The sequence below is a fragment of the Streptomyces flavalbus genome, assembly GCF_042674625.1.
Taxonomy (GTDB): domain Bacteria; phylum Actinomycetota; class Actinomycetes; order Streptomycetales; family Streptomycetaceae; genus Streptomyces; species Streptomyces flavalbus.
This window is the reverse complement of sequence record NZ_JBHTEB010000001.1, coordinates 4957635-4977061: the sequence shown is the minus strand read 5'-3', so window position 1 is coordinate 4977061 and position 19427 is coordinate 4957635. Positions and strand designations below refer to the sequence as shown.

Below are 19427 nucleotides of genomic sequence, written 5' to 3'. Positions count from 1 at the left end.
CGCCCCGCAGCGGTAGCCCCCGGACGTCCCCAGGAACCATCCCCCACGCCCTGTACAGCCGCTACGCGCGTAGATATGCTCGTCTGGTGACCATGCCCACCTCTGCACCCACCCCAGCGGCCCCCGCGACAGCGCCGAGGACGACGACCGAGGCGAACCCCTTCGCGGACGTCACCGCGTCCGACCGCACGCTGCGCCGCTTCCTCCACGGGCTGCCCGGCGTCGACCCGGTCGGCCTGGAGGCGCGCGCGGCCTCTCTCGGCACCCGCTCCATCAAGACGACCGCCAAGGCGTACGCCATCGACCTGGCCATCTCCATGGTCGACCTGACGACGCTGGAAGGCGCGGACACCCCCGGCAAGGTCCGGGCGCTCGGCGCCAAGGCGGTCCACCCCGACCCGACCGACCGTACGACCCCCGCCACCGCAGCGGTCTGCGTCTACCCCGACATGGTGGCCACCGCCAAGGAGGCCGTCGCGGGCTCCCCGGTCAAGGTCGCCTCGGTCGCCACCGCCTTCCCGGCGGGCCGCGCCCCCCTCGCGGTCAAGCTGGCGGACGTCCGCGAGGCCGTCGCCGCGGGCGCCGACGAGATCGACATGGTCATCGACCGCGGCGCGTTCCTCGCGGGCGACTACATGAAGGTGTACGACGAGATCACCGCGGTGAAGGACGCCTGCGGCACCAGCGCCCGCCTGAAGGTCATCTTCGAGACCGGCGAGCTGTCGACGTACGACAACATCCGCCGCGCGAGCTGGCTCGGCATGATGGCCGGGGCGGACTTCATCAAGACCTCGACGGGCAAGGTGGCGGTGAACGCGACCCCGGCGGGCACCCTCCTGATGCTGGAGGCCGTGCGCGACTTCCGCGCCGCCACCGGCGTCCAGGTGGGCGTGAAGCCCGCGGGCGGCATCCGCACCACCAAGGACGCGGTCAAGTTCCTGGTCCTGGTCAACGAGACCGTGGGCGAGGACTGGCTCGACAACCACTGGTTCCGCTTCGGCGCCTCCTCGCTCCTGAACGACCTGCTGATGCAGCGTCAGAAGCTGGCCACCGGCCGCTACTCCGGCCCCGACTACGTGACGGTGGACTGATCACCATGGCATCGGCATTCGCATACGCCCCCGCACCCGAGTCCCGCGCGGTCGTCGACATCGCCCCGTCGTACGGGCTGTTCATCGACGGCGAGTTCGCCGAGGCGGCGGACGGCAAGGTCTTCAAGACGGTCAGCCCCGCCTCCGAGGAGGTGCTCTCCGAGGTCGCCCAGGCGGGCGAGGCGGACGTGGACCGCGCGGTGAAGGCGGCCCGCAAGGCGTTCGAGAAGTGGTCGGCGCTGCCCGGCTCGGAACGCGCGAAGTACCTCTTCCGCATCGCCCGGATCATCCAGGAGCGCAGCCGCGAGCTGGCCGTCCTGGAGACCCTGGACAACGGCAAGCCGATCCGGGAGACCCGGGACGCGGACCTCCCCCTGGTCGCCGCGCACTTCTTCTACTACGCGGGCTGGGCGGACAAGCTCGACCACGCCGGGTTCGGACCGGCCCCGCGCCCGCTGGGCGTCGCGGGCCAGGTCATCCCCTGGAACTTCCCCCTCCTGATGCTGGCGTGGAAGATCGCCCCGGCGCTGGCGACCGGCAACACGGTCGTCCTCAAGCCCGCCGAGACGACCCCGCTCTCCGCTCTCTTCTTCGCGGACATCTGCCGCCAGGCGGGCCTGCCCAAGGGCGTCGTCAACATCGTCACCGGCGACGGCCGCACGGGCGCCGCGCTGGTCGCGCACCCGGACGTCAACAAGGTCGCGTTCACCGGCTCGACGGCGGTCGGCAAGGAGATCGCGCGCACGGTGGCCGGGACGGACAAGAAGCTCACCCTGGAGCTGGGCGGCAAGGGCGCCAACATCGTCTTCGACGACGCCCCGCTCGACCAGGCCGTCGAGGGCATCGTCAACGGCATCTTCTTCAACCAGGGCCAGGTGTGCTGCGCGGGCAGCCGCCTGCTGGTCCAGGAGTCGATCCAGGACGAACTGCTGGACTCCCTCAAGCGCCGCCTGTCCACCCTGCGCCTGGGCGACCCCCTGGACAAGAACACGGACATCGGCGCGATCAACTCCGCCGAGCAGCTCGCCCGCATCACCGCCCTCGCCGACCAGGGCGAGGCGGAGGGCGCCGAGCGCTGGTCCCCGCCGTGTGACCTGCCGACGTCCGGCTACTGGTTCGCCCCGACGCTCTTCACGAACGTCACCCAGGCGCACACGGTGGCCCGCGACGAGATCTTCGGCCCTGTCCTCTCGGTCCTGACCTTCCGCACCCCGGACGAGGCGGTGGCCAAGGCCAACAACACCCCGTACGGCCTCTCGGCAGGCATCTGGTCGGAGAAGGGCTCGCGCATCCTCGCGGTCGCGAACAAGCTCCGCGCGGGTGTCGTCTGGTCCAACACGTTCAACAAGTTCGACCCGACCTCGCCGTTCGGCGGTTACAAGGAGTCGGGCTTCGGCCGCGAAGGCGGTCGCCACGGCCTGGAGGCGTACCTCGATGTCTGACGTGACCCGACTCTCCGTCTTCAAGACCTACAAGCTGTACGTCGGCGGGAAGTTCCCGCGTTCCGAGAGCGGCCGGGTGTACGAGGTGACGGACCCGAAGAGCAACTGGCTGGCCAACGCGCCCCTGTCGTCCCGCAAGGACGCCCGGGACGCCGTGGTCGCGGCGCGCAAGGCGTTCGGCGGCTGGTCCGGCGCGACGGCGTACAACCGCGGCCAGGTCCTCTACCGCGTCGCGGAGATGCTGGAGGGCCGCCGCGACCAGTTCACCCGCGAGGTGGCCGACGCGGAGGGCCTGTCCAGGTCCAAGTCGGCGGCGGTCGTCGACGCGACGATCGACCGCTGGGTCTGGTACGCGGGCTGGACCGACAAGATCGCCCAGATCGTGGGCGGCGGAAACCCGGTGGCAGGCCCGTACTTCAACCTCTCCTCCCCCGAACCGACGGGCGTGGTGGCGGTGCTGGCCCCCCAGGACTCCTCCTTCCTGGGCCTGGTGAGCGTCCTCGCCCCGGTGATCGCCACGGGCAACACGGCGGTCGTGGTGGCCTCGGAGCAGCGCCCCCTCCCCGCCCTCTCCCTGGCCGAGGTGCTGGCCACCTCCGACGTCCCCGGCGGCGTGGTCAACGTCCTCTCGGGCCGTACGGCGGAGATCGCGGCGCCCCTCGCCGCCCACCAGGACGTCAACGCGATCGACCTGGCGGGCGCGGACGCGGACCTGGCGAAGGAGCTGGAGATCGCCGCGGCGGACAACCTGAAGCGGGTGCTGCGTCCACAGCCTGTGGATTACTTCGAGACCCCGGGCACCGACCGCATGACGGCGTTCCTGGAGACCAAGACGGTCTGGCACCCTACGGGTTCCCTGGGCGCGGGCGGCTCGTCGTACTGACGCCCACCACCCCCTGAGCAGGGCCGCGACTCCTCACCGTCCGGAGGAGCCGCGGCCCTTCTGTCATCTGTCGTTCCGGTCAGGAAACCTCCGCCATCGACCGCACGTCCTCGGGCTCCGCGGTCCACTCCGTCCCGCCGCCCTCGGGCCGCAGCCACACCAGCCCGTCCTGATAGTCCATGACGATCCCGCGCCGTTCCCGCCGTGTGTCGTAGGCGAGTTGACCGACCGGAACCGTCGTCGTGGGGCGTCGGGTTGCCACGGGTACCTCCTGGGGCGCGCTTGCACTGTTTCGCACACCCAGCGAAACGGTCGGCGCCGCCCCGCGGACAGGGTGACGGTGTTCCGCGACGCGTTACGGAACAGCCGCGGCCTGCCGTTCTTCACGGTTCGCACGCGGACCGTCACCCACCGCGACTACCGTGAACGGCGTGCGCCGTCCCCTCCGGTAAGGGAGCCCCACCATGCCCCACCCCGCCCGCGACCTCGACCCCGCCAGCTCGGCCCGCGACCTCTACGGCGTCGAACTCCACCGCCAACGCCAGCTCACGGGCCTGTCCCTGGACCGGCTCTCCGACATCGTCAACTACAGCAAGACCCACCTCCACGGCGTGGAGACCGGCGAACGGCTCCCCCTCCCCCGATCTCCGAGAAGCTGGACGCGGCGTTCGGAACGGGGGAGTTGCTCCAGGGGCTGTGGGGGGCGGTGAAGAGGGAGCACACGCCGAGGCGGTTCGATCATTGCCTGGAGTTGGAGGCGCGGGCGACGCGGATTCAGGAGTTCAGCGCGACCGTCATGCCAGGGCTGCTCCAGACCCCGTCGTATATGCGCGCGCTGTTCAGGAAGGGCCATCCGGGCGCCAGCACCAAAGAGATCGACAGCTTGGTGGGCGCCCGCCTGGGCCGTCAGGAAGTCCTGCGGAGCGACACTCCACCCGACGCCTGGTCGATCATCGGCGAAGCGGCCCTACGGCAAGCCGTGGGCGGCGCCGGGGTGATGCGCGAACAACTCGCGGCCCTGCTGCCGCTGGCGGAAACCCGCCACACCACGATTCAAGTCGTCGCGTTCAAGGCGGGCGCGTGCACCCTGATGAGCGGCACCCTGATCCTGCTGACCCTGCCGGACAACTCCACGACCGTGTACCAGGAAGGGCCGAGGAACGGCGAGATCTTCGACGACCGGGAGACCGTCATGCAGCGCGTGCGAGAGTACGATCTGATGAAGGCCAGCGCACTCCCCCCACAGGAATCCTGGGCGCTGATCAAAGCGACGATGGAGACGTACGAGCCATGCGAGTCACCCCGGACCTGAGCACCGCCCGCTGGCGAAAGTCCTCCTACAGCGGAAACCAACAGGGTGACGCGTGCGTCGAGGTCTCCGGCGACTACCCCGGCACCGTCCCCGTCCGCGACAGCAAGAACCCCGCCGGCCCTGTGCTGATGTTGGCCGGGGCTGCCTGGGAGCCGTTCGTCGCGGGTGTTCGGCGAGGTTCCCTGTAAGGAAGGGGGCCGCCCGCTTCTTTGCCAGTGTCGTGCTTCCACGGCCCGGCCTCAAGGGCGCTCCCTACGGTCGCGTCGCCTTCGGCGATGGCCCTGCGGGCCACCCTTGACCCCGGTCCGCTCCAGCACGGGTAAGAAGCGCGCGGACGGCCCGGAAAAACGGGGGCCCAGGCCTGTTGTCCCTTCAGGTGGGCTGCCTGGTGGGCGTGGGTGTGGGGGCGCGTCAGCGCCTCGCCAGCACGCCGGGCTGGCTTAGCGGCCTGCGGCCCGGTGGGGGGATGGGGGGTGGCAGCTTGCCTCTGCTGTCACATGAGCCCCACGAGTGTGCTGGAAGGGGGTGATTGGTGCCTTTGGCTCACACCCTGACCCCTTCTTCCCAGAGGGGTGTGGGCCAAAGGGGCCAATCACCGCCCGCCTCTTGACACGAGCCCCTCTCCTTCTCTCCCTCCCCACCCCCACCGGGCCGCAAGCCGCTAAGCCCACCCGGCGTGCAGGCGAGGCGCCAGCGCGCCCCCGCACCCACGCACACGTGGAGCCCACCCAAGGGACCCACAGGCCCCGGCCCTCCGTCTTTCCGGGCCGCCCGCGCGCTTCTCACCCGTGCTGGAGCGGACCGGGGTCAAGGGTCGGCCGCAGGCCGATCGGCGCAGCCGACGCGACCGCAGGGAGCGCCCTTGAGGCCGGGCCGTGGAGGCACGACCCTGGCAAAAGAAGCGGGCGGCCCCCACGGTCACTTGTCAGCGAGGGGTGAGTCCGCCCAGCGACCCCGCCACCTGCCCCACCCCCGGAATGCTCCCTACCGACGGTGCCTGGGCGACCGGACGGGTCAACCCCTGGGACGTCAGCGGCTGGAAGTCGGCGAGCTGGGTGCCGACGCCGTTGTCGAGGGGGTCGACGCCCGTGCCCGCCAGGGGGTTGGGCTTGAGGCCCGCGAGGGGGCCCGTGACGTAGCCGACCGAACCCGACACCGCCTGGAGGCCCGCCTGGGGGTTGATGTTGCCGAGGGAGGTGGGGCGGTACTTGACCATGCCCAGCATCTGCTGGGGGTCAGCCGCCGAGGACGTGGTGGTGCCCGCGCCCAGGGCGACGCCCGCCAGCGTGAGAACGGCGAACGTCCGCCGGGGCGTGGACTGCGAGGAGTCGTTACGGGCCGTCATTGCCGTCACCTTTTTCTGATGCTCTGGGTAATCGGGTCGACACGTAGGGTATTTGACACGTGACGTGGGCTTCAAAGCCGACCCGCTGAGTCGTTGACTGGGCGGGGGATGCCTCACACTGGTGTCCCGTGAGTCCCCATCCGCCCATACCCACGCGAGTCGTGCTGCTCTGCGGCCCCTCCGGCTCCGGCAAGTCCCTCCTCGCGGCCCGCTCCGGCCTCCCGGTGCTACGGCTCGACGACTTCTACAAGGAGGGCACCGACCCGACGCTCCCCCTCGTCAGGGGCAGCGCGGACATCGACTGGGACCACCCCGACTCCTGGGACGCGGACGCCGCCGTCACCGCGATCACCGACCTGTGCCGCACGGGCCGTACGAAGGTCCCGGTGTACGACATCTCGCTGAGCGCCCGCACCGGCGAGGACGGCGTCGACATCGGCCGGACCCCGCTGTTCATCGCGGAGGGCATCTTCGCCGCCGAGATCGTCACCCGCTGCCGTGAGCTGGGCGTCCTCGCCGACGCGCTGTGTCTGAGCCGGGGGCCGGTGAAGACGTTCCGGCGCCGGTTCGTGCGGGACCTGAGGGAGGGCCGCAAGTCGGTGCCGTTCCTGCTGCGGCGCGGCTGGCGGCTGATGCGGCAGGAGCGGACGATCATCGCCCGGCAGACGGCACTGGGCGCGTACGCCTGCGACCGGGACGAGGCGATGGGCCGCCTGGCGTCGGCGGCGGGCCGGTGCCCGTCGTCCTCGCCGCAGACGGCGGCGTGAAGACGTAGAGCGGAGAGCGGAGAACGTGGACCGCACACACAGAACAGCGGGACTGGATGGACCCCCCGGCCCTCCAGTCCCGCTCTCTGCGGGGCTCCCCCGAACCCCTGTGGTGCTCCCCCGTGCTTCCCCCGTGTTTCCCCTTTCCCCCGTGCTCCCCCGTGATTCCCCGTGGTGCTTCCCCCGTGGGGTGAGGCTGAGGAATCCCCCCGGGTTCCCCGTCCTCGTAGTCAGGAGTCCCGGGCATCCCCCGTGATACACCCCGGCCCCGGACTTCTCTGAAATTCTTCAGGCGACCAGTTCGCCGAAGGCGTCCTCCTGGTCACGGCCGAAGCTGAGGACCTCGTCCTCGCGCAGCCGACGCAGTGAGCGCCAGATGCTCGACTTCACCGTGCCGACGCTGATGTCCAGGATCTCCGCGATCTCCGGGTCCGTGCGGCCCTCGTAGTAGCGCAGGACCAGCATGGTGCGCTGGAGTTCGGGGAGCCGGGCCAGCGCCTGCCACAGGACCGCGCGCAGTTCGGTGCCGCGCATCGCGTCCGTGTCGCCGACGGTCTCCGGCAGCTCCTCGGTCGGGTACTCGTTCAGCTTGCGGCGGCGCCACGCGCTGATGTGCAGGTTGGTCATCGTGCGGCGCAGGTACCCGCCGACGGCGGCCTTGTCGCTGATCCGGTCCCACGCCCGGTACGTCGAGAACAGCGCGCTCTGGAGCAGGTCCTCGGCCTCGAAGCGGTCGCCGGTGAGGTGGTACGCGGTGGCGTACAGGGAGGCGCGGCGCTCCTGGACGTAGGCCGTGAACGCGGCTTCCGCGTCCGCCGACCGCGTCGCCGGGCGGCGCTCTCCCGTTTCCTCCCTGTACGCGGATCCCCCGTGCGTCTCCCCCGTGACCCCCGTGGGCGCGTCAACCACCGTCATGAAGCCGGTGTGCTGACGCCCGGTGCCGCGAGCGCACCCCCGCCCGCTCACGGCACCGGACTTCTCGGAACCCCGGCTCACGTCGTGCAGCCGCGTGATCACTGCGCTGGTGCTGTTGCCGTGCAGCGTGTTCATCTCGCGCCCCCCGTCGTGGACTTCCGGTGTTCGGTCTGGCTTCCGTGCTGTGTCGAAAATCCTGCCTCGGGCACTTCATCGCCGTGTCCGTCGACTGTCACAGACCTGTCACAGGGGCGCGTCGTGGGGCCGTAGCCGTACGGGTGTCGAAACCGCCACCCCCCATGGGCCAGAATGACCCCCGTGCCTTCCCTGTTGCTGATCGAGGACGACGACGCCATCCGTACGGCCCTGGAACTGTCTCTGACGCGCCAGGGACACCGGGTCGCGACCGCTGCCAGCGGTGAGGACGGTCTGAAGCTGCTCCGCGAGCAGCGGCCGGACCTGATCGTGCTGGACGTGATGCTGCCCGGCATCGACGGGTTCGAGGTGTGCCGTCGTATCCGGCGCACGGACCAGTTGCCCATCATCCTGTTGACCGCGCGCAGCGACGACATCGACGTGGTGGTGGGCCTGGAGTCCGGCGCCGACGACTACGTCGTCAAACCGGTGCAGGGGCGGGTCCTCGACGCCCGTATCCGGGCCGTGCTGCGGCGCGGCGAGCGGGAGGCGAACGACGCCGCCACGTTCGGCAGCCTGGTCATCGACCGGGCCGCGATGACCGTCACGAAGAACGGTGAAGACCTCCAGCTCACCCCGACCGAGCTGCGGCTGCTGCTCGAACTGAGCCGACGGCCGGGGCAGGCGCTGTCCCGGCAGCAGTTGCTGCGGCTGGTGTGGGAGCACGACTACCTCGGTGACTCACGGCTGGTGGACGCCTGTGTCCAGCGGCTGCGTGCCAAGGTCGAGGACGTGCCGTCGTCCCCGACCCTGATCCGTACCGTGCGCGGTGTCGGCTACCGGCTGGATCCGCCTCAGTGACCCACCAGCAACAAGAGCACCACGGGCACGACGAGCAAGACGGGCACGAGGGGCACGACGACGAGCACGACGGGCCGCGCGGCTGGGTCGGTGCCCTCACGCGCAAGGGGATATGGTCCCGGCTCCGCCTCACCAGCCTGCGGCTGCGGCTGGTCGTGGTGTTCGGGCTGGTCGCGCTGACGGCCGCGGTGTCCGCGTCGGGGATCGCGTACTGGCTCAACCGGGAGGCGGTGCTCACCCGCGCCCAGGACGCCGTACTGCGCGACTTCGAGAGCGAGATGGAGAACCGCGCGGGCGCGCTGCCCGAGCACCCCACGCGGGACGAACTCCAGCGCGTCGCCGGTCAGATGGCCACCGGCGGTCAGCACTTCACGGTGCTGCTGGTCGCGGAGGACGCCAGCGGCCTGCCGGTGTACGGCGGTTCCGGCGGCCTGAACGGGTTCACGCTGGCCGACGTGCCCGAGTCGCTGCGCACCGCCGTCAACGAGGAGCAGCCGGTCGACTCCGGCAACGCGTCGCCGTACCACCTGTACTGGCAGCGGATCGTGGACGACGGCACCCCGTACCTGGTGGCCGGGACGCGGGTGATCGGGGGCGGGCCGACCGGTTACATGCTGAAGTCGCTGGAGCCGGAGGCGAAGGACCTGAACTCGCTGGCGTGGTCGCTGGGCATCGCCACCGCGCTGGCGCTGATCGGCTCGGCGCTGCTCGCGCAGGCCGCCGCCACGACCGTACTGAAGCCGGTGCACCGGCTGGGCGTGGCCGCGCGGCGGCTCGGGGAGGGTCGGCTCGACACCCGGCTGCGGGTGTCCGGGACCGATGAACTCGCCGATCTTTCGAGGACCTTCAACAGTGCCGCGGAGGCGCTGGAGAAGCGCGTCGACGACATGGCGGCGCGGGAGTCCGCCTCGCGGCGGTTCGTGGCCGACATGAGCCATGAGCTGCGCACCCCGCTGACCGCGATCACCGCGGTCACCGAGGTGCTGGAGGAGGAGCTGGAGTCCGAGGGCGGCGGCATCGACCCGATGATCGAGCCCGCGGTGCGGCTGGTGGTGAGCGAGACGCGGCGGCTGAACGACCTCGTGGAGAACCTGATGGAGGTCACCCGCTTCGACGCGGGCACCGCCCGGCTCGTCCTCGACGACGTCGACGTGGCCGACCAGATCACCGCCTGCATCGACGCCCGCGCCTGGCTGGACGCCGTGGAGCTGGACGCCGAGCGCGGCATCCACGCCCGGATCGACCCGCGGCGGCTCGACGTGATACTCGCCAACCTGATCGGCAACGCCCTCAAGCACGGCGGGTCCCCGGTGCGGGTGTCGGTGCGGGACGCGGACGACTCCGTGACGATCCAGGTCCGCGACCACGGACCCGGCATCCCGGAGGACGTGCTGCCGCACGTCTTCGACCGGTTCTACAAGGCGAGCGCCTCCCGGCCGCGCTCCGAGGGCAGCGGGCTCGGGCTGTCGATCGCCCTGGAGAACGCGCACATCCACGGCGGCGAGATCACCGCGGCCAACTCCCCGGACGGCGGCGCGGTGTTCACACTGCGGCTGCCCCGGGACACCTCCGAGGACACGGGTTCGGAGAAGGGCACGGCTCGGAAGGGGGACGCGTGATGGGCGTACGGCGGAGGATGGTGTTCCTCCCCGTGCTGGCCGGGCTGGCCGCGGTGCTCGCCGGGTGCGGGATACGGCCCACGGAGGTGCCGACGGACTTCGGTCCGGCGCCGTCGCGGGCGCGGTGTTCGCTCGCGGAGCCCGACGTGACCACGCAGGCGTCGGGGGGTGGGATGCCGGTGCAGGTGTTCCTGCTCTGCGGGTCGTCGCTGGTGACCGTGGACCGGGCGATACGGGTGCCCGAGGGCGACTCGGAGACCGAGCGGCGGGTGCTGGTCGCGCAGGGCCTGCTGGACGAGCTGGCCCGCACGCCGTCGACCGCGGCGAAGGACGCCGGGTACGCCACCGACGTACGGCCCGGTACGAAGGTCAGCGGGCCGCGGCGCGGGGACCCCGAGGACGCCCTGCGGCTGAGCAGCGCGCCGGGTGACCTGTCGGCGTACGCCCTCGCGCAGATCGTCTGCACGTTCTCCGACTCGGCGGCGGCGGGCGAGGTCGACGGGTCGGTGATCCTCGGCGGGCCGGAGTCGGAGACGTTGCGCCGGTACGAGTGCACCGAGGGGGTGCGGGCGCGGCCGGGGGCGGGGGAACCGCCTTCGGGGGAAGTGTCCGCTGGGTGACGTTTCGGGTGGGGGTCCGGGGGTCGCCGTGGGTGTGGTGTATGCCTCATGCAGGCGGAGGGCGACATCCCGGAACCGATCGTGCCGAACGCCGCGTCTAGGGGGGCGTGCAGCGTCAAGGCTCCATGGGCGGCAACGCCGCGATCCACGTCCGTGTGACAGGAGGTGTCCTCCTCGTCGCCTATCTCGCGTTCGTCGCCTGGTTCACGCTGCGCCCCCTGGACGTCCCCTGGGTGATGCCCGCCAACCTGCGGCCCTTCGCCGGTATCCGCGCCGATCTCGCGCTCGGCTGGGAGCAGGCGGCGCGGTGCATCGGGGAGGGGCTGGCGCTGCTCGCCCCGCTGGGGGTGCTGCTGCCGCTGGCGGGCGGCAGGCTGACCGTGTCGCCGTGGGCGTCGCTGTTCCGTACGGTCGCCGCAGGGGCCCTGCTGTCGCTGACCATCGAGTTGTTGCAGACCGGCGTGCCCGGACGGGTCGTCGACGTCGACTCGCTGTTCCTGAACACCGCGGGCGTGGGGCTCGCCCACCTCGCCGTCGTACCCGCCGCCCGCGCCTGGCTGCGGCGGCGGTGCGCGTCGGGGCCGGGGGTGCCGTCCGCGCCGTCCGCGCCGTCCGCCCCGGATGAGGTGGGTCAGGGTCGGACCCCGACGATTCCCAGGGTCGGGATCGCTCCGTAGGGCGAGGCTTCTTCGGCCGCGTTTCCTTACCGTTGACGGTAGATGAGACGAATCGTCCCGAGGAATCGTCCCGAGGAATCGTCCCGAAGCCTCGTCATGAAGGAGCAGCCATGTCCCGCCTCGCCCGCCCCACCAACGGCCGCATGATCGGCGGTGTGTGCGCCGCGCTGGCCCAGCGCTTCGGCACCTCCGCGACGACGATGCGGGTGATCTTCCTGGTCTCCTGCCTGCTGCCCGGCCCGCAGTTCCTGGTCTACCTCGCCCTGTGGTTCCTGCTGCCCTCCGAGGACAAGGCCGCGCGTACGGCCTGGTGAGCACGCCGCCCGGGTACGACGACGGGGCGCATCCCTGGGGAAGGGGTGCGCCCCGCTGTCCTGCCCGGGGGTGGCGGGCCGGGGTCAGCCGCCCAGCGGGATGCCGTTGACCGGCGTGCCCTGGACGGGCAGGGCCGCGTCGGCAGTCCGCCGAGGAGCGCGGCGGCCGGGCCGGTCGGGCCCTCGGCGAGCAACTGCTGGACGGCGGGCTGCGCGGCCGTCAGCCCGGCGCCGACCGCCCGCTGGCCCTGGGCGAGCGCCCCGCTGCTGCCCGGCACCGTCTTCTCCAGGTTCTCCGCGGGCAGCGCCCGGACGGCGGTGTCCAGCACCCGGTTGCTGACACCGGCGACGTCGGGGGCGGCGTTCGCGGCACCCGTACCGGCGGCGGCGAAGGCGGCGCCGAGGGCGGCGACGCCGAGGGTCTTGGCGGTCGTGGCGGCAGACTGCTTCATGGTGAATAACGTCCTTGGGAACGAGGGAACGAACTGATTGAGAGCGGTCCAGGAACGTAAACACGGCAAGCCGTTCGCCGCAAACATCGAGTGGCCGGGGCGTGGTGAATTCCCGATGCTATGGGATGATGGGTGCGGAGGCTTGTTACCGCAGGTCAGGCCCGGGTCAGCGGAACAGCCATTCGGATTTCAGGGTGGCGTATCCGGGCTTGATCACGTCATTGATCATGGCCAGTCGTTCATCGAAAGGGATGAATGCTGACTTCATCGCATTGACGGAGAACCATTGCATGTCGTCGAGCGTGTAACCGAACGCGTCGACGAGGTGCTCGAATTCCCGGCTCATGCTGGTGCCCGACATCAGGCGGTTGTCGGTGTTGACCGTCGCCCGGAACTGCAGTTTCCGCAGCAGGCCGATGGGGTGGTCCGCGTAGGAGCTGGCGGCGCCCGTCTGGAGGTTGGAGCTGGGGCACAGCTCCAGCGGGACGCGCTTGTCGCGGACGTACGCGGCGAGGCGGCCGAGGGTGACGCTGCCGTCGTCCTTGACCTCGATGTCGTCGATGATGCGGACGCCGTGGCCGAGGCGGTCCGCGCCGCACCACTGGAGCGCCTGCCAGATCGACGGCAGGCCGAACGCCTCACCGGCGTGGATGGTGAAGTGGTTGTTCTCCCGCTTGAGGTACTCGAAGGCGTCCAGGTGCCGGGTGGGCGGGTAGCCCGCCTCCGCGCCCGCGATGTCGAAGCCGACGACGCCCAGGTCCCGGTAGCGGTTGGCCAGTTCGGCGATCTCCAGGGCGCGGGCGGCGTGCCGCATCGCGGTGAGCAGGGCGCCGACGCGGATGCGGTGGCCGCTGGCCTGCGCGCGCCGTTCGCCCTCGCGGAAGCCCTCGTTGACCGCCTCGACGACCTCTTCGAGGGTGAGCCCGGCCTCCAGGTGCTGTTCGGGGGCGTACCGGATCTCGGCGTAGACGACGCCGTCGGCGGCCAGGTCCTCCGCGCACTCGGCGGCCACCCGGACGAGCGCGTCGCGGGTCTGCATGACGCCGACCGTGTGCGAGAACGTCTCCAGGTACCGCTCCAGGGAGCCGGAGTCGGCGGCCTCCCGGAACCAGACGCCGAGTTTCCCGGGGTCGGTCTCGGGGAGTTGCGTGTAGCCCGTCTCGCGGGCCAGGTCGACGATGGTGGCGGGGCGCAGGCCGCCGTCGAGGTGGTCGTGCAGGAGGACCTTGGGGGCGCGGTGGATCTGCTCCGGGGTCGGGGAGTTGGCCGCCCTGGCGGTGGGGTTCCGGTGAGTCTCGCTCGTCATTTCCGCACTCTAACTCCTACGCGCGTAGATCGCTTGTTGATCGGGCGTTCTGGTTTTAGCGGTCGCTTGGTGGCCTCGGCCTTGTGCGGTTCCGCGGACTCGGACTTGTACAGTTCCGCCGATATGTAACGGTGACCGCACGGACGGGTGGCGTATACCCGTGATTCTGACACTGTTCTGTCATGGTGCAGCAAGCTACGGCGGCCCGCAGGGCCCGGCTGGGGCGGGTGTTCGGACCGGTACCGACGGCGGTGAGCGGCGTGGTGCTGCTGCTGCCCGCCGGTGACGAGGTCTCCGGCCGCAGGCCCTCTCCCTTCTTCTCCGTCGCGTCCGTACGGGCGTTGGGGCGGCGGCTGGCGCGGGTGGGGCGGGCGGAGGGGCTCGCCGTGCACGTCGTCCACTACCGCTACCGCGGCTGGAACGGCAGCGAGGCGCATCTGGCGCGGGACGCGGCGTGGGCCGCCGACGAGGCCGTACGGCTCTACGGCGACGTACCCGTCTGCCTCGTCGGGCGGGACATGGGCGCGCGGGCGGCGCTGCACGCGGGCGGGCACGAGGCCGTCAACTCCGTGCTGGCGATCGCGCCCTGGCTGCCGGAGGACGACGTGGCGGCGCCGCCCGAGCCCGTGAAGCAGCTCGTGGGGCGGCGGGTGCTGATCGTGCACGGCACGAACGACGAACGGACCGATCCCGAGCTGTCGTTCCGGCTGGCGGCGCGGGCGAAGAAGGCGAACCGGGAGGTGTGCCGGTTCGAGGTGCACTCCGACCGGCACCGGTTGCGGCAGCACCGGGCGGAGGTGGCGGCGTTGGCGGAGGACTTCGTGATGGGGGCGCTGTTCGGGCGGGCGTTCTCGCGTCCGGTGCGGGACGCGTTGGCGGCGCCGCCGCCGTTGGGGTTGCGGATGCCGTTGGCTGCGGGGTTTGGGGGGAGTTGGGGGCGGTAGGGGGTTGGGGGCGGTAGGGGGTTGGGGGTTCGGGTTACGGCAGTAGGTTGCCCCTTCTTGACAGCAGGAACTTCTTGAACGCCGCGACCGGTGGGGTGTCCTGGCGGCCCTCCAGCCAGGCGACGCCGATCTCGCGGGCCGCGCGGGGGGCGGTGACGGTGAGTTCTACGACGCCGGGGCGGGGGACGGCCGGGGGTGGGAGGAGGGCCACGCCGAGTCCCGCGGCCACCAGGCCCCTGAGTGTCTCGGCCTCCTCGCCCTCGAAAGCGATCCTCGGCTTGAAGCCCGCCTCGTTGCAGAGGTCGTCGGTGATGCGGCGCAGGCCGTAGCCGGGTTCCAGGGTGACGAACGCCTCCTCGGCGGCCTCCGCGAGGCGGACGCGTCTGCGGGCCGCGAGGCGGTGGTCGGCCGGGACGACCAGCCGCAGCTTCTGCTCGTCGAGGCGCCGGGTGACGAGGTCGGGCGCGGTGGGGACGGGGGAGGTCAGGCAGAGGTCGAGTTCTCCGGCGCGGAGGCGTTCGATCATGGCCTCGCCGTAGTTCTGGACGAGGCTGAAGCGGACCCTCGGGTGGTCGGCGCGGAAGGCGTGGATCAGGCCGGGGACGGTCTCGGCGCCCATGGTGTGCAGGAAGCCGAACGCGACCTTGCCGGTGGCCGGGTCGGCGTCCGCGCGCACCTCCTCCGCGGCGCGTTCCACCTCCGCGAGGGCGCGCTCGACGTGGGTGAGGAACGTGCGGCCCGCGGGGGTGAGGGAGACGGTGCGGCCACGGCGGGCGAACAGGTCGACGCCGAGGTCCTGTTCGAGGCGGACCAGGGCGCGGGAGAGGGTGGACTGGGGGACGTTCAGCTCCTGGGCGGCGCGGGTGACGTGCTCGGTGCGGGCGACTCCGGCGAAGTGGGCGAGGCGGGGGGCGAGGCGGGTGACGATGTCTCGTGCGTCACTGCTTGTGTCACTGGTGTGTGACAGGCGGGGCTGGGAGCTGGGTTGATGCGGCACGGGAACGATTATGGGGGTTCTGTGCATTGGACGGATGAGTGCGGGGGTTCGTAGGTTCGGGGTATGTCTCCTGCCAGTACCGGGGCGTCCACGGTCGTGGGCGCCGTTCCTGTTCCCGCTGCCGCTGCCGCTGCCGCTGCCGCTGCCGCTGATCGACGTATGGAGCCGGGTGGTCCCGGTTACCGGCGGATGAGTTTCGCGCTGTTCCTGGCCGGGGTCGCCACCTTCGCGCTGCTGTACTCCACGCAGGCGCTGCTGCCGTTGATCTCCGGGGAGTTCGGGGTGACGGCGAGTGCGGCGAGTTGGACGGTGGCGGCGGCCACGGGTGGGCTGGCGCTGTTCGTGCTGCCGATGAGCGCGCTGTCGGAGCGGTTCGGGCGGCGTGCGGTGATGACGGGGTCGCTGGCGGTGGCGGTGGGTGTGGGGCTGCTGGTGCCGTTCGCGCCGTCGTTGCCGGTGCTGGTGGTGTTGCGGGCGGTGCAGGGCGCCGCACTGGCGGGGCTGCCCGCTTCGGCCACGGCGTATCTGGCGGAGGAGGTCCGGCCTCGGGCGCTGGTGACGGCGATCGGGCTGTTCGTCGCGGGCAACAGTGTGGGCGGGATGAGCGGTCGGGTCATCACCGGGTGGGTCGCGCAGGAGTGGGGCTGGCGGGTCGCGGTCGGGGTGATCGGGGCGGTGGCGGTGGTGTGCGCGGTGTCGTTCCGGCTGCTGCTGCCCGCGCCTCGGCACTTCGTGGCGGGGTCGTTGCGGCCTGGGGTGCTGGTGGGGACGGTGCGGGACCATCTGGGGACTCCGTTGCTGCGGCGGCTGTACGCGATCGGTGCGCTGTTCATGACGGTGTTCGGTGGCGTGTACACGGTGATCGGGTACCGCCTGACGGAGGCGCCGTTCTCGTTGCCGCAGGGTGTGGTGGGGTCGATCTTCCTGGTGTACCTGGTCGGTACGGTGTCGGCTTCCGGTGCGGGGCGGCTGGTGGGGCGGTTGGGGCGTCGGGGAGCGCTGTACCTGGCCGGGGGGACTACCGCTTTGGGGCTGCTGCTGTCCCTGGCGGACTCGCTGGGGGCGGTGGTGGCGGGGCTGGTGCTGATCACGGCGGGGTTCTTCGCGGGGCACGCGGTCGCCTCGTCGGCGGTGAGCAAGACGGCGACGCGGGGGCGGGCGCAGGCGTCTGCGCTGTACCAGTCCGCGTACTACGTCGGCTCCAGTGCGGGCAGTACGGCGGGGGCGGTGGCGTTCCACGCGGGGGGCTGGGGCGGGACGGTGCTGGTCGGCCTCACGGCCGTGGCTGGCGTCGTCGCCATCACGGTGGCGGGCTCGCGGGCGGCTGCCCGAGCGTGACGCACTGCCTGCGGCGGCCTGCGCGGGTGGTGTGGGTGGCGTGCGTAGCGCTGTCTGCCGGGGGGTGGGTCGGGGCCGCGCCGGGGGGTGTCCGTCCTCGGAACCGCGCGGGCTGGGGGTCGTGAGGGGAACGGGGTCTTGCGCGCGAACCACTGCGGGCGGACACCCCCCGACACGGCCCCTTCCGTCGTACGGCGACTGCGACTCGTCGTCGGCTCCGCCGTCACTGCGGGCAGTCGTGCCGCTGTAGCCGCCGTCGTAGCTGCGGGCAGTCGTGCCGCTGGGGCGGCACGGGTGGGCGCAGCGGCACCCCGTAGCGCCGGGCCGCGCGACCCACCGCCGCCAGCAGCCGCGCCGGGCGGGTGAGGACACCCTCCCCCCTGCTGACCAGGTAATTCCCCGCTCCGGACGCCATTGTCAGTGGGCTGCGGTAGCTTCCAAGGTGCCGGGCGCGATGGCGCGCTACAGGAATGCCACAGGGGTGGGTGGACGCACGATGAGCAACGGTACGGCGACGACGACAGAGCTTGACGCGCAGTTGGAGAAGTACCGTGTCGAGCTGACCGGTTACTGCTACCGAATGCTCGGCTCGTCCTTCGAGGCCGAGGACGCGGTGCAGGACACGATGGTCCGGGCGTGGCGGAGCTACGAGAAGTTCGAGGGGCGCTCCAGCCTGCGGTCGTGGCTCTACCGCATCGCCACGAATGTCTGTCTCGATCTGCTCACCGCGGGTAACAAGCGCGCCAGACCGATGGACCTGACGGAGGCCACCCCGCTGGCGCAGGCGGCGTTGTCGCCGCGGCCCGATCACACCTGGCTGGAGCCCATGCCGGACGCCCGAGTGCTGCCGACCACCGCGGACCCGGCGGAGGCCGCCGTCGCCAAGGAGTCGGTGCGGCTGGCGTTCATGGCCGCGTTGCAGCAGTTGCCGCCCAAGCAGCGGGCGGTGCTGATCCTGCGGGAGGTGCTGGCGTGGAAGGCGAGCGAGGTCGCCGAGTTGCTCGGCACGTCGGTCGCGTCGGTGAACAGTGCCCTTCAGCGGGCCAGGGCGACCCTCGCCGAGCGGGCGGACAGCGGCGCCGAGGCGGCCGTGTCCGATCCGCTGGACGAGGAGCAGCGCAAGTTGTTGGAGCGGTATGTCGCGGCTTTCGAGGGCTACGACATGACCGCGCTGACGGCGCTGCTGCACGAGGACGCCGTCATGACGATGCCGCCGTTCGACCTGTGGTTGCTCGGGCCTTCGGACATCACCGGGTTCATGACGACGATGGGCGCGTCCTGCGCCGGGTCGCGGCTGCTGCCGGTGGAGGTGAACGGGCTGCCCGGGTTCGCGCACTACAAGCCGGACGAGGAGGCGGGTGGCTTCAGTCCCTGGGCGGTGCAGGTGCTGGAGATCTCAGGGGGGCGCATCACTGGGTTCCACTGCTTCCTCGACACCAAGCGGTGGTTCCCGCTGTTCGGGCTGCCCCTCCATCTCGAAGCGGAGACCGACCAGGTCGAGGAGGGCAGGTAGTCCGGGGGCGGGGTTGCGGAGGCGGATGTGGCCTCCGGCCCGTTTCGCCGTGAGTTGGAGGCGGGCGAGGAGGTCGACGGTCGTCAGGCCGGGTGGTCCGAGTCCGGCGACGTCGCAGACGACGACTCTGACGGCGGCCCCCTCCAGCCGTACCCGTACGTCCTCACAGAGTCCCGTCACCTCGTCCCGGGTGACGGGGCCTACGAGCACGAGTTCGGCGGGTGTCTTGGCGTCCACGATCGGTAGACCGGGTGGACGCCGTGAACTAATCGGCGGGGAACTCCGACGTGTCGATGACCAGGTCGAAGGGGGCGGGCAGCTTGATCGGCTCGCCGAACTTGGCCGTGCTCAGGGGGCGGTAGACGTCGTCCTTCGGGTCTCCGTACAGCGTCGCTGTGGCGCCTTCCGGGGCCCAGCGGTCGATCAGCAGGTACAGGGGGATGCCCGCGGCGGCGTAGGCGGCGGGTTTGCTGATGCGGTCATGGCGGGCGTTGGATTTGGAGGTGATCTCTACGACCAGTTCGGCGAGAGAGGCGGGGACGTGGTTCTCCGCCTGGTCGCACAGGGCGACGGGAGCGACCACGAGGTCCGGGATGAACATGCCCAGGCGGGACGGCACGGCGATGGACAGCGTCTGGAAGATTCCCCAGTCGTCAGGGATCACGGAGTAGAGGCGACGTTGGAGACGGTCCGCGATCAGGTTGTGGCGGGTCGCGGGAGAAGGTGACGCGGTGATGATCCCCTCGATGATCTCCACCTTGCTGCCCTCAGGCCACTCCATCTCCTCCCGGAAGCGGACGAGGTCGTCCCAGTTGTGCTCGGGGTCATGGCTGACGGTGAGTGCGCTCATGGCGGTCTCCTATCGGTGCGTCACCGAGTCCAGCATGGCGAACGGG

Annotated in this window: 24 protein-coding genes; 15 read left to right on the top strand and 9 right to left on the bottom strand. The window is 71.2% G+C overall.

Annotated features, from left to right (window positions below; genetic code table 11):
• Window positions 1–92: 92 nt before the first annotated feature.
• Genes deoC through ACFQZ6_RS22540 form a run of 3 tightly spaced genes read left to right on the top strand, consistent with a single transcriptional unit; the run spans window position 93 to window position 3416 of the window.
• Entirely contained in the window at window positions 93–1091 is a 999-nt protein-coding gene (gene deoC / locus ACFQZ6_RS22550; protein ID WP_381618550.1) for a deoxyribose-phosphate aldolase, read from the top strand.
• Between the two features lie 5 nt (window positions 1092–1096).
• Complete coding sequence (locus ACFQZ6_RS22545; RefSeq protein ID WP_381611855.1) at window positions 1097–2533, top strand: aldehyde dehydrogenase family protein; 1437 nt, start codon at window positions 1097–1099, stop codon at window positions 2531–2533.
• On the top strand, window positions 2526–3416 hold the full coding sequence (locus ACFQZ6_RS22540; protein WP_381611853.1) for an aldehyde dehydrogenase family protein: 891 nt from the start codon (window positions 2526–2528) through the stop codon (window positions 3414–3416). The genes ACFQZ6_RS22545 and ACFQZ6_RS22540 overlap by 8 nt, the downstream gene beginning before the upstream one ends.
• Window positions 3417–3495: 79 nt before the next feature.
• On the opposite strand, the gene ACFQZ6_RS22535 is transcribed toward ACFQZ6_RS22540, so the two are convergent.
• Complete coding sequence (locus ACFQZ6_RS22535) at window positions 3496–3678, bottom strand: hypothetical protein (protein WP_381611852.1); 183 nt, start codon at window positions 3676–3678, stop codon at window positions 3496–3498.
• A 202-nt stretch (window positions 3679–3880) separates the two neighbouring features.
• Here ACFQZ6_RS22535 and ACFQZ6_RS22530 point away from each other — a divergent pair, with 202 nt between their 5' ends.
• From ACFQZ6_RS22530 to ACFQZ6_RS22520, 3 genes are read left to right on the top strand one after another with little or no spacing between them, the layout of a single operon-like run.
• Window positions 3881–4126, top strand: a complete 246-nt coding sequence (locus ACFQZ6_RS22530) for a helix-turn-helix domain-containing protein (RefSeq protein WP_381611850.1) — start codon at window positions 3881–3883, stop codon at window positions 4124–4126.
• On the top strand, window positions 4123–4728 hold the full coding sequence (locus ACFQZ6_RS22525) for a DUF5753 domain-containing protein (protein ID WP_381611848.1): 606 nt from the start codon (window positions 4123–4125) through the stop codon (window positions 4726–4728). The genes ACFQZ6_RS22530 and ACFQZ6_RS22525 overlap by 4 nt, the downstream gene beginning before the upstream one ends.
• The gene (locus ACFQZ6_RS22520; protein ID WP_381611846.1) at window positions 4707–4916 is read left to right on the top strand and encodes a DUF397 domain-containing protein; all 210 of its coding nucleotides are present in this window, start codon (window positions 4707–4709) and stop codon (window positions 4914–4916) included. The genes ACFQZ6_RS22525 and ACFQZ6_RS22520 overlap by 22 nt, the downstream gene beginning before the upstream one ends.
• A gap of 737 nt (window positions 4917–5653) precedes the next feature.
• Here ACFQZ6_RS22520 and ACFQZ6_RS22515 read toward each other — a convergent pair.
• A complete protein-coding gene (locus tag ACFQZ6_RS22515; protein WP_381611844.1) occupies window positions 5654–6073 on the bottom strand; it encodes a hypothetical protein in 420 nt (139 codons plus the stop codon).
• Between the two features lie 128 nt (window positions 6074–6201).
• Between ACFQZ6_RS22515 and ACFQZ6_RS22510 the strand changes: the two genes are divergently transcribed.
• Window positions 6202–6840 carry a uridine kinase family protein gene (locus tag ACFQZ6_RS22510; RefSeq protein ID WP_381611842.1) on the top strand — a complete coding sequence of 213 codons (639 nt, stop codon included), beginning with the start codon at window positions 6202–6204 and terminating at the stop codon, window positions 6838–6840.
• Window positions 6841–7128: 288 nt separating this feature from the next.
• Here ACFQZ6_RS22510 and ACFQZ6_RS22505 read toward each other — a convergent pair whose 3' ends face one another.
• Entirely contained in the window at window positions 7129–7890 is a 762-nt protein-coding gene (locus ACFQZ6_RS22505; RefSeq protein WP_381611840.1) for a SigE family RNA polymerase sigma factor, read from the bottom strand.
• Window positions 7891–8073: 183 nt separating this feature from the next.
• On the opposite strand from ACFQZ6_RS22505, the gene afsQ1 reads away from it, so the two are divergent.
• The 5 genes from afsQ1 (at window position 8074) to ACFQZ6_RS22480 (ending at window position 11981) form a co-directional block, all read left to right on the top strand.
• Window positions 8074–8751 (top strand): two-component system response regulator AfsQ1, encoded by a 678-nt coding sequence (gene afsQ1, locus ACFQZ6_RS22500; RefSeq protein ID WP_189702231.1) that lies wholly within the window; start codon window positions 8074–8076, stop codon window positions 8749–8751.
• A 110-nt stretch (window positions 8752–8861) separates the two neighbouring features.
• Window positions 8862–10370 carry an ATP-binding protein gene (locus ACFQZ6_RS22495; protein ID WP_381618547.1) on the top strand — a complete coding sequence of 503 codons (1509 nt, stop codon included), beginning with the start codon at window positions 8862–8864 and terminating at the stop codon, window positions 10368–10370.
• Window positions 10370–10990, top strand: a complete 621-nt coding sequence (locus ACFQZ6_RS22490; RefSeq protein ID WP_381611838.1) for a hypothetical protein — start codon at window positions 10370–10372, stop codon at window positions 10988–10990. Before ACFQZ6_RS22495 ends, ACFQZ6_RS22490 begins: the two co-directional genes overlap by 1 nt.
• A 107-nt stretch (window positions 10991–11097) precedes the next feature.
• Complete coding sequence (locus tag ACFQZ6_RS22485) at window positions 11098–11667, top strand: VanZ family protein (RefSeq protein ID WP_381611836.1); 570 nt, start codon at window positions 11098–11100, stop codon at window positions 11665–11667.
• Window positions 11668–11777: 110 nt separating this feature from the next.
• Window positions 11778–11981 (top strand): PspC domain-containing protein, encoded by a 204-nt coding sequence (locus tag ACFQZ6_RS22480; RefSeq protein ID WP_381611834.1) that lies wholly within the window; start codon window positions 11778–11780, stop codon window positions 11979–11981.
• Here ACFQZ6_RS22480 and ACFQZ6_RS22475 read toward each other — a convergent pair.
• Both ACFQZ6_RS22475 and ACFQZ6_RS22470 read right to left on the bottom strand, forming a co-directional pair.
• Window positions 11921–12433, bottom strand: coding sequence for a hypothetical protein (locus ACFQZ6_RS22475; RefSeq protein ID WP_381611832.1), 513 nt, complete (start codon window positions 12431–12433; stop codon window positions 11921–11923). The genes ACFQZ6_RS22480 and ACFQZ6_RS22475 overlap by 61 nt on opposite strands.
• A gap of 166 nt (window positions 12434–12599) precedes the next feature.
• The gene (locus tag ACFQZ6_RS22470; RefSeq protein ID WP_381611830.1) at window positions 12600–13739 is read right to left on the bottom strand and encodes an adenosine deaminase; all 1140 of its coding nucleotides are present in this window, start codon (window positions 13737–13739) and stop codon (window positions 12600–12602) included.
• A gap of 182 nt (window positions 13740–13921) precedes the next feature.
• Between ACFQZ6_RS22470 and ACFQZ6_RS22465 the strand changes: the two genes are divergently transcribed.
• Window positions 13922–14683: an alpha/beta hydrolase gene (locus ACFQZ6_RS22465; protein WP_381611829.1), complete on the top strand. Its 762-nt coding sequence runs from the start codon at window positions 13922–13924 to the stop codon at window positions 14681–14683.
• A gap of 34 nt (window positions 14684–14717) precedes the next feature.
• Here ACFQZ6_RS22465 and ACFQZ6_RS22460 read toward each other — a convergent pair whose 3' ends face one another.
• Window positions 14718–15680: a LysR family transcriptional regulator gene (locus ACFQZ6_RS22460; protein ID WP_381611827.1), complete on the bottom strand. Its 963-nt coding sequence runs from the start codon at window positions 15678–15680 to the stop codon at window positions 14718–14720.
• 63 nt (window positions 15681–15743) lie between these two features.
• On the opposite strand from ACFQZ6_RS22460, the gene ACFQZ6_RS22455 reads away from it, so the two are divergent.
• The gene (locus ACFQZ6_RS22455) at window positions 15744–17018 is read left to right on the top strand and encodes an MFS transporter (RefSeq protein WP_381611826.1); all 1275 of its coding nucleotides are present in this window, start codon (window positions 15744–15746) and stop codon (window positions 17016–17018) included.
• Between the two features lie 223 nt (window positions 17019–17241).
• Here ACFQZ6_RS22455 and ACFQZ6_RS22450 read toward each other — a convergent pair whose 3' ends face one another.
• Window positions 17242–17433, bottom strand: coding sequence for a hypothetical protein (locus tag ACFQZ6_RS22450; RefSeq protein WP_381611824.1), 192 nt, complete (start codon window positions 17431–17433; stop codon window positions 17242–17244).
• Between the two features lie 81 nt (window positions 17434–17514).
• Between ACFQZ6_RS22450 and ACFQZ6_RS22445 the strand changes: the two genes are divergently transcribed.
• Window positions 17515–18531, top strand: a complete 1017-nt coding sequence (locus ACFQZ6_RS22445) for a sigma-70 family RNA polymerase sigma factor (protein ID WP_381611822.1) — start codon at window positions 17515–17517, stop codon at window positions 18529–18531.
• Here the strand turns inward: ACFQZ6_RS22445 and ACFQZ6_RS22440 are convergent.
• Entirely contained in the window at window positions 18415–18801 is a 387-nt protein-coding gene (locus ACFQZ6_RS22440; RefSeq protein ID WP_381618544.1) for an STAS domain-containing protein, read from the bottom strand. The two genes, ACFQZ6_RS22445 and ACFQZ6_RS22440, sit on opposite strands and share 117 nt — an antisense overlap.
• Window positions 18797–19381, bottom strand: a complete 585-nt coding sequence (locus ACFQZ6_RS22435) for a Uma2 family endonuclease (RefSeq protein WP_381611821.1) — start codon at window positions 19379–19381, stop codon at window positions 18797–18799. Before ACFQZ6_RS22435 ends, ACFQZ6_RS22440 begins: the two co-directional genes overlap by 5 nt.
• Window positions 19382–19427: the final 46 nt, after the last annotated feature.

Excerpts from the sequence above, each read along its gene's own strand:
- ACFQZ6_RS22545 (WP_381611855.1), top strand. The coding sequence starts at position 1,097 with ATGGCATCGGCATTCGCATACGCCCCCGCACCCGAGTCCCGCGCGGTC.
- ACFQZ6_RS22530 (WP_381611850.1), top strand. The coding sequence starts at position 3,881 with ATGCCCCACCCCGCCCGCGACCTCGACCCCGCCAGCTCGGCCCGCGAC.
- ACFQZ6_RS22490 (WP_381611838.1), top strand. The coding sequence starts at position 10,370 with ATGGGCGTACGGCGGAGGATGGTGTTCCTCCCCGTGCTGGCCGGGCTG.
- ACFQZ6_RS22455 (WP_381611826.1), top strand. The coding sequence starts at position 15,744 with ATGTCTCCTGCCAGTACCGGGGCGTCCACGGTCGTGGGCGCCGTTCCT.
- ACFQZ6_RS22470 (WP_381611830.1), bottom strand. The coding sequence starts at position 13,739 with ATGACGAGCGAGACTCACCGGAACCCCACCGCCAGGGCGGCCAACTCC.
- ACFQZ6_RS22475 (WP_381611832.1), bottom strand. The coding sequence starts at position 12,433 with ATGAAGCAGTCTGCCGCCACGACCGCCAAGACCCTCGGCGTCGCCGCC.
- ACFQZ6_RS22445 (WP_381611822.1), top strand. The coding sequence starts at position 17,515 with ATGAGCAACGGTACGGCGACGACGACAGAGCTTGACGCGCAGTTGGAG.
- ACFQZ6_RS22465 (WP_381611829.1), top strand. The coding sequence starts at position 13,922 with ATGGTGCAGCAAGCTACGGCGGCCCGCAGGGCCCGGCTGGGGCGGGTG.
- ACFQZ6_RS22435 (WP_381611821.1), bottom strand. The coding sequence starts at position 19,381 with ATGAGCGCACTCACCGTCAGCCATGACCCCGAGCACAACTGGGACGAC.
- ACFQZ6_RS22515 (WP_381611844.1), bottom strand. The coding sequence starts at position 6,073 with ATGACGGCCCGTAACGACTCCTCGCAGTCCACGCCCCGGCGGACGTTC.
- deoC (WP_381618550.1), top strand. The coding sequence starts at position 93 with ATGCCCACCTCTGCACCCACCCCAGCGGCCCCCGCGACAGCGCCGAGG.
- ACFQZ6_RS22520 (WP_381611846.1), top strand. The coding sequence starts at position 4,707 with ATGCGAGTCACCCCGGACCTGAGCACCGCCCGCTGGCGAAAGTCCTCC.
- ACFQZ6_RS22450 (WP_381611824.1), bottom strand. The coding sequence starts at position 17,433 with ATGGCGTCCGGAGCGGGGAATTACCTGGTCAGCAGGGGGGAGGGTGTC.
- ACFQZ6_RS22540 (WP_381611853.1), top strand. The coding sequence starts at position 2,526 with ATGTCTGACGTGACCCGACTCTCCGTCTTCAAGACCTACAAGCTGTAC.
- ACFQZ6_RS22505 (WP_381611840.1), bottom strand. The coding sequence starts at position 7,890 with ATGAACACGCTGCACGGCAACAGCACCAGCGCAGTGATCACGCGGCTG.
- ACFQZ6_RS22480 (WP_381611834.1), top strand. The coding sequence starts at position 11,778 with ATGTCCCGCCTCGCCCGCCCCACCAACGGCCGCATGATCGGCGGTGTG.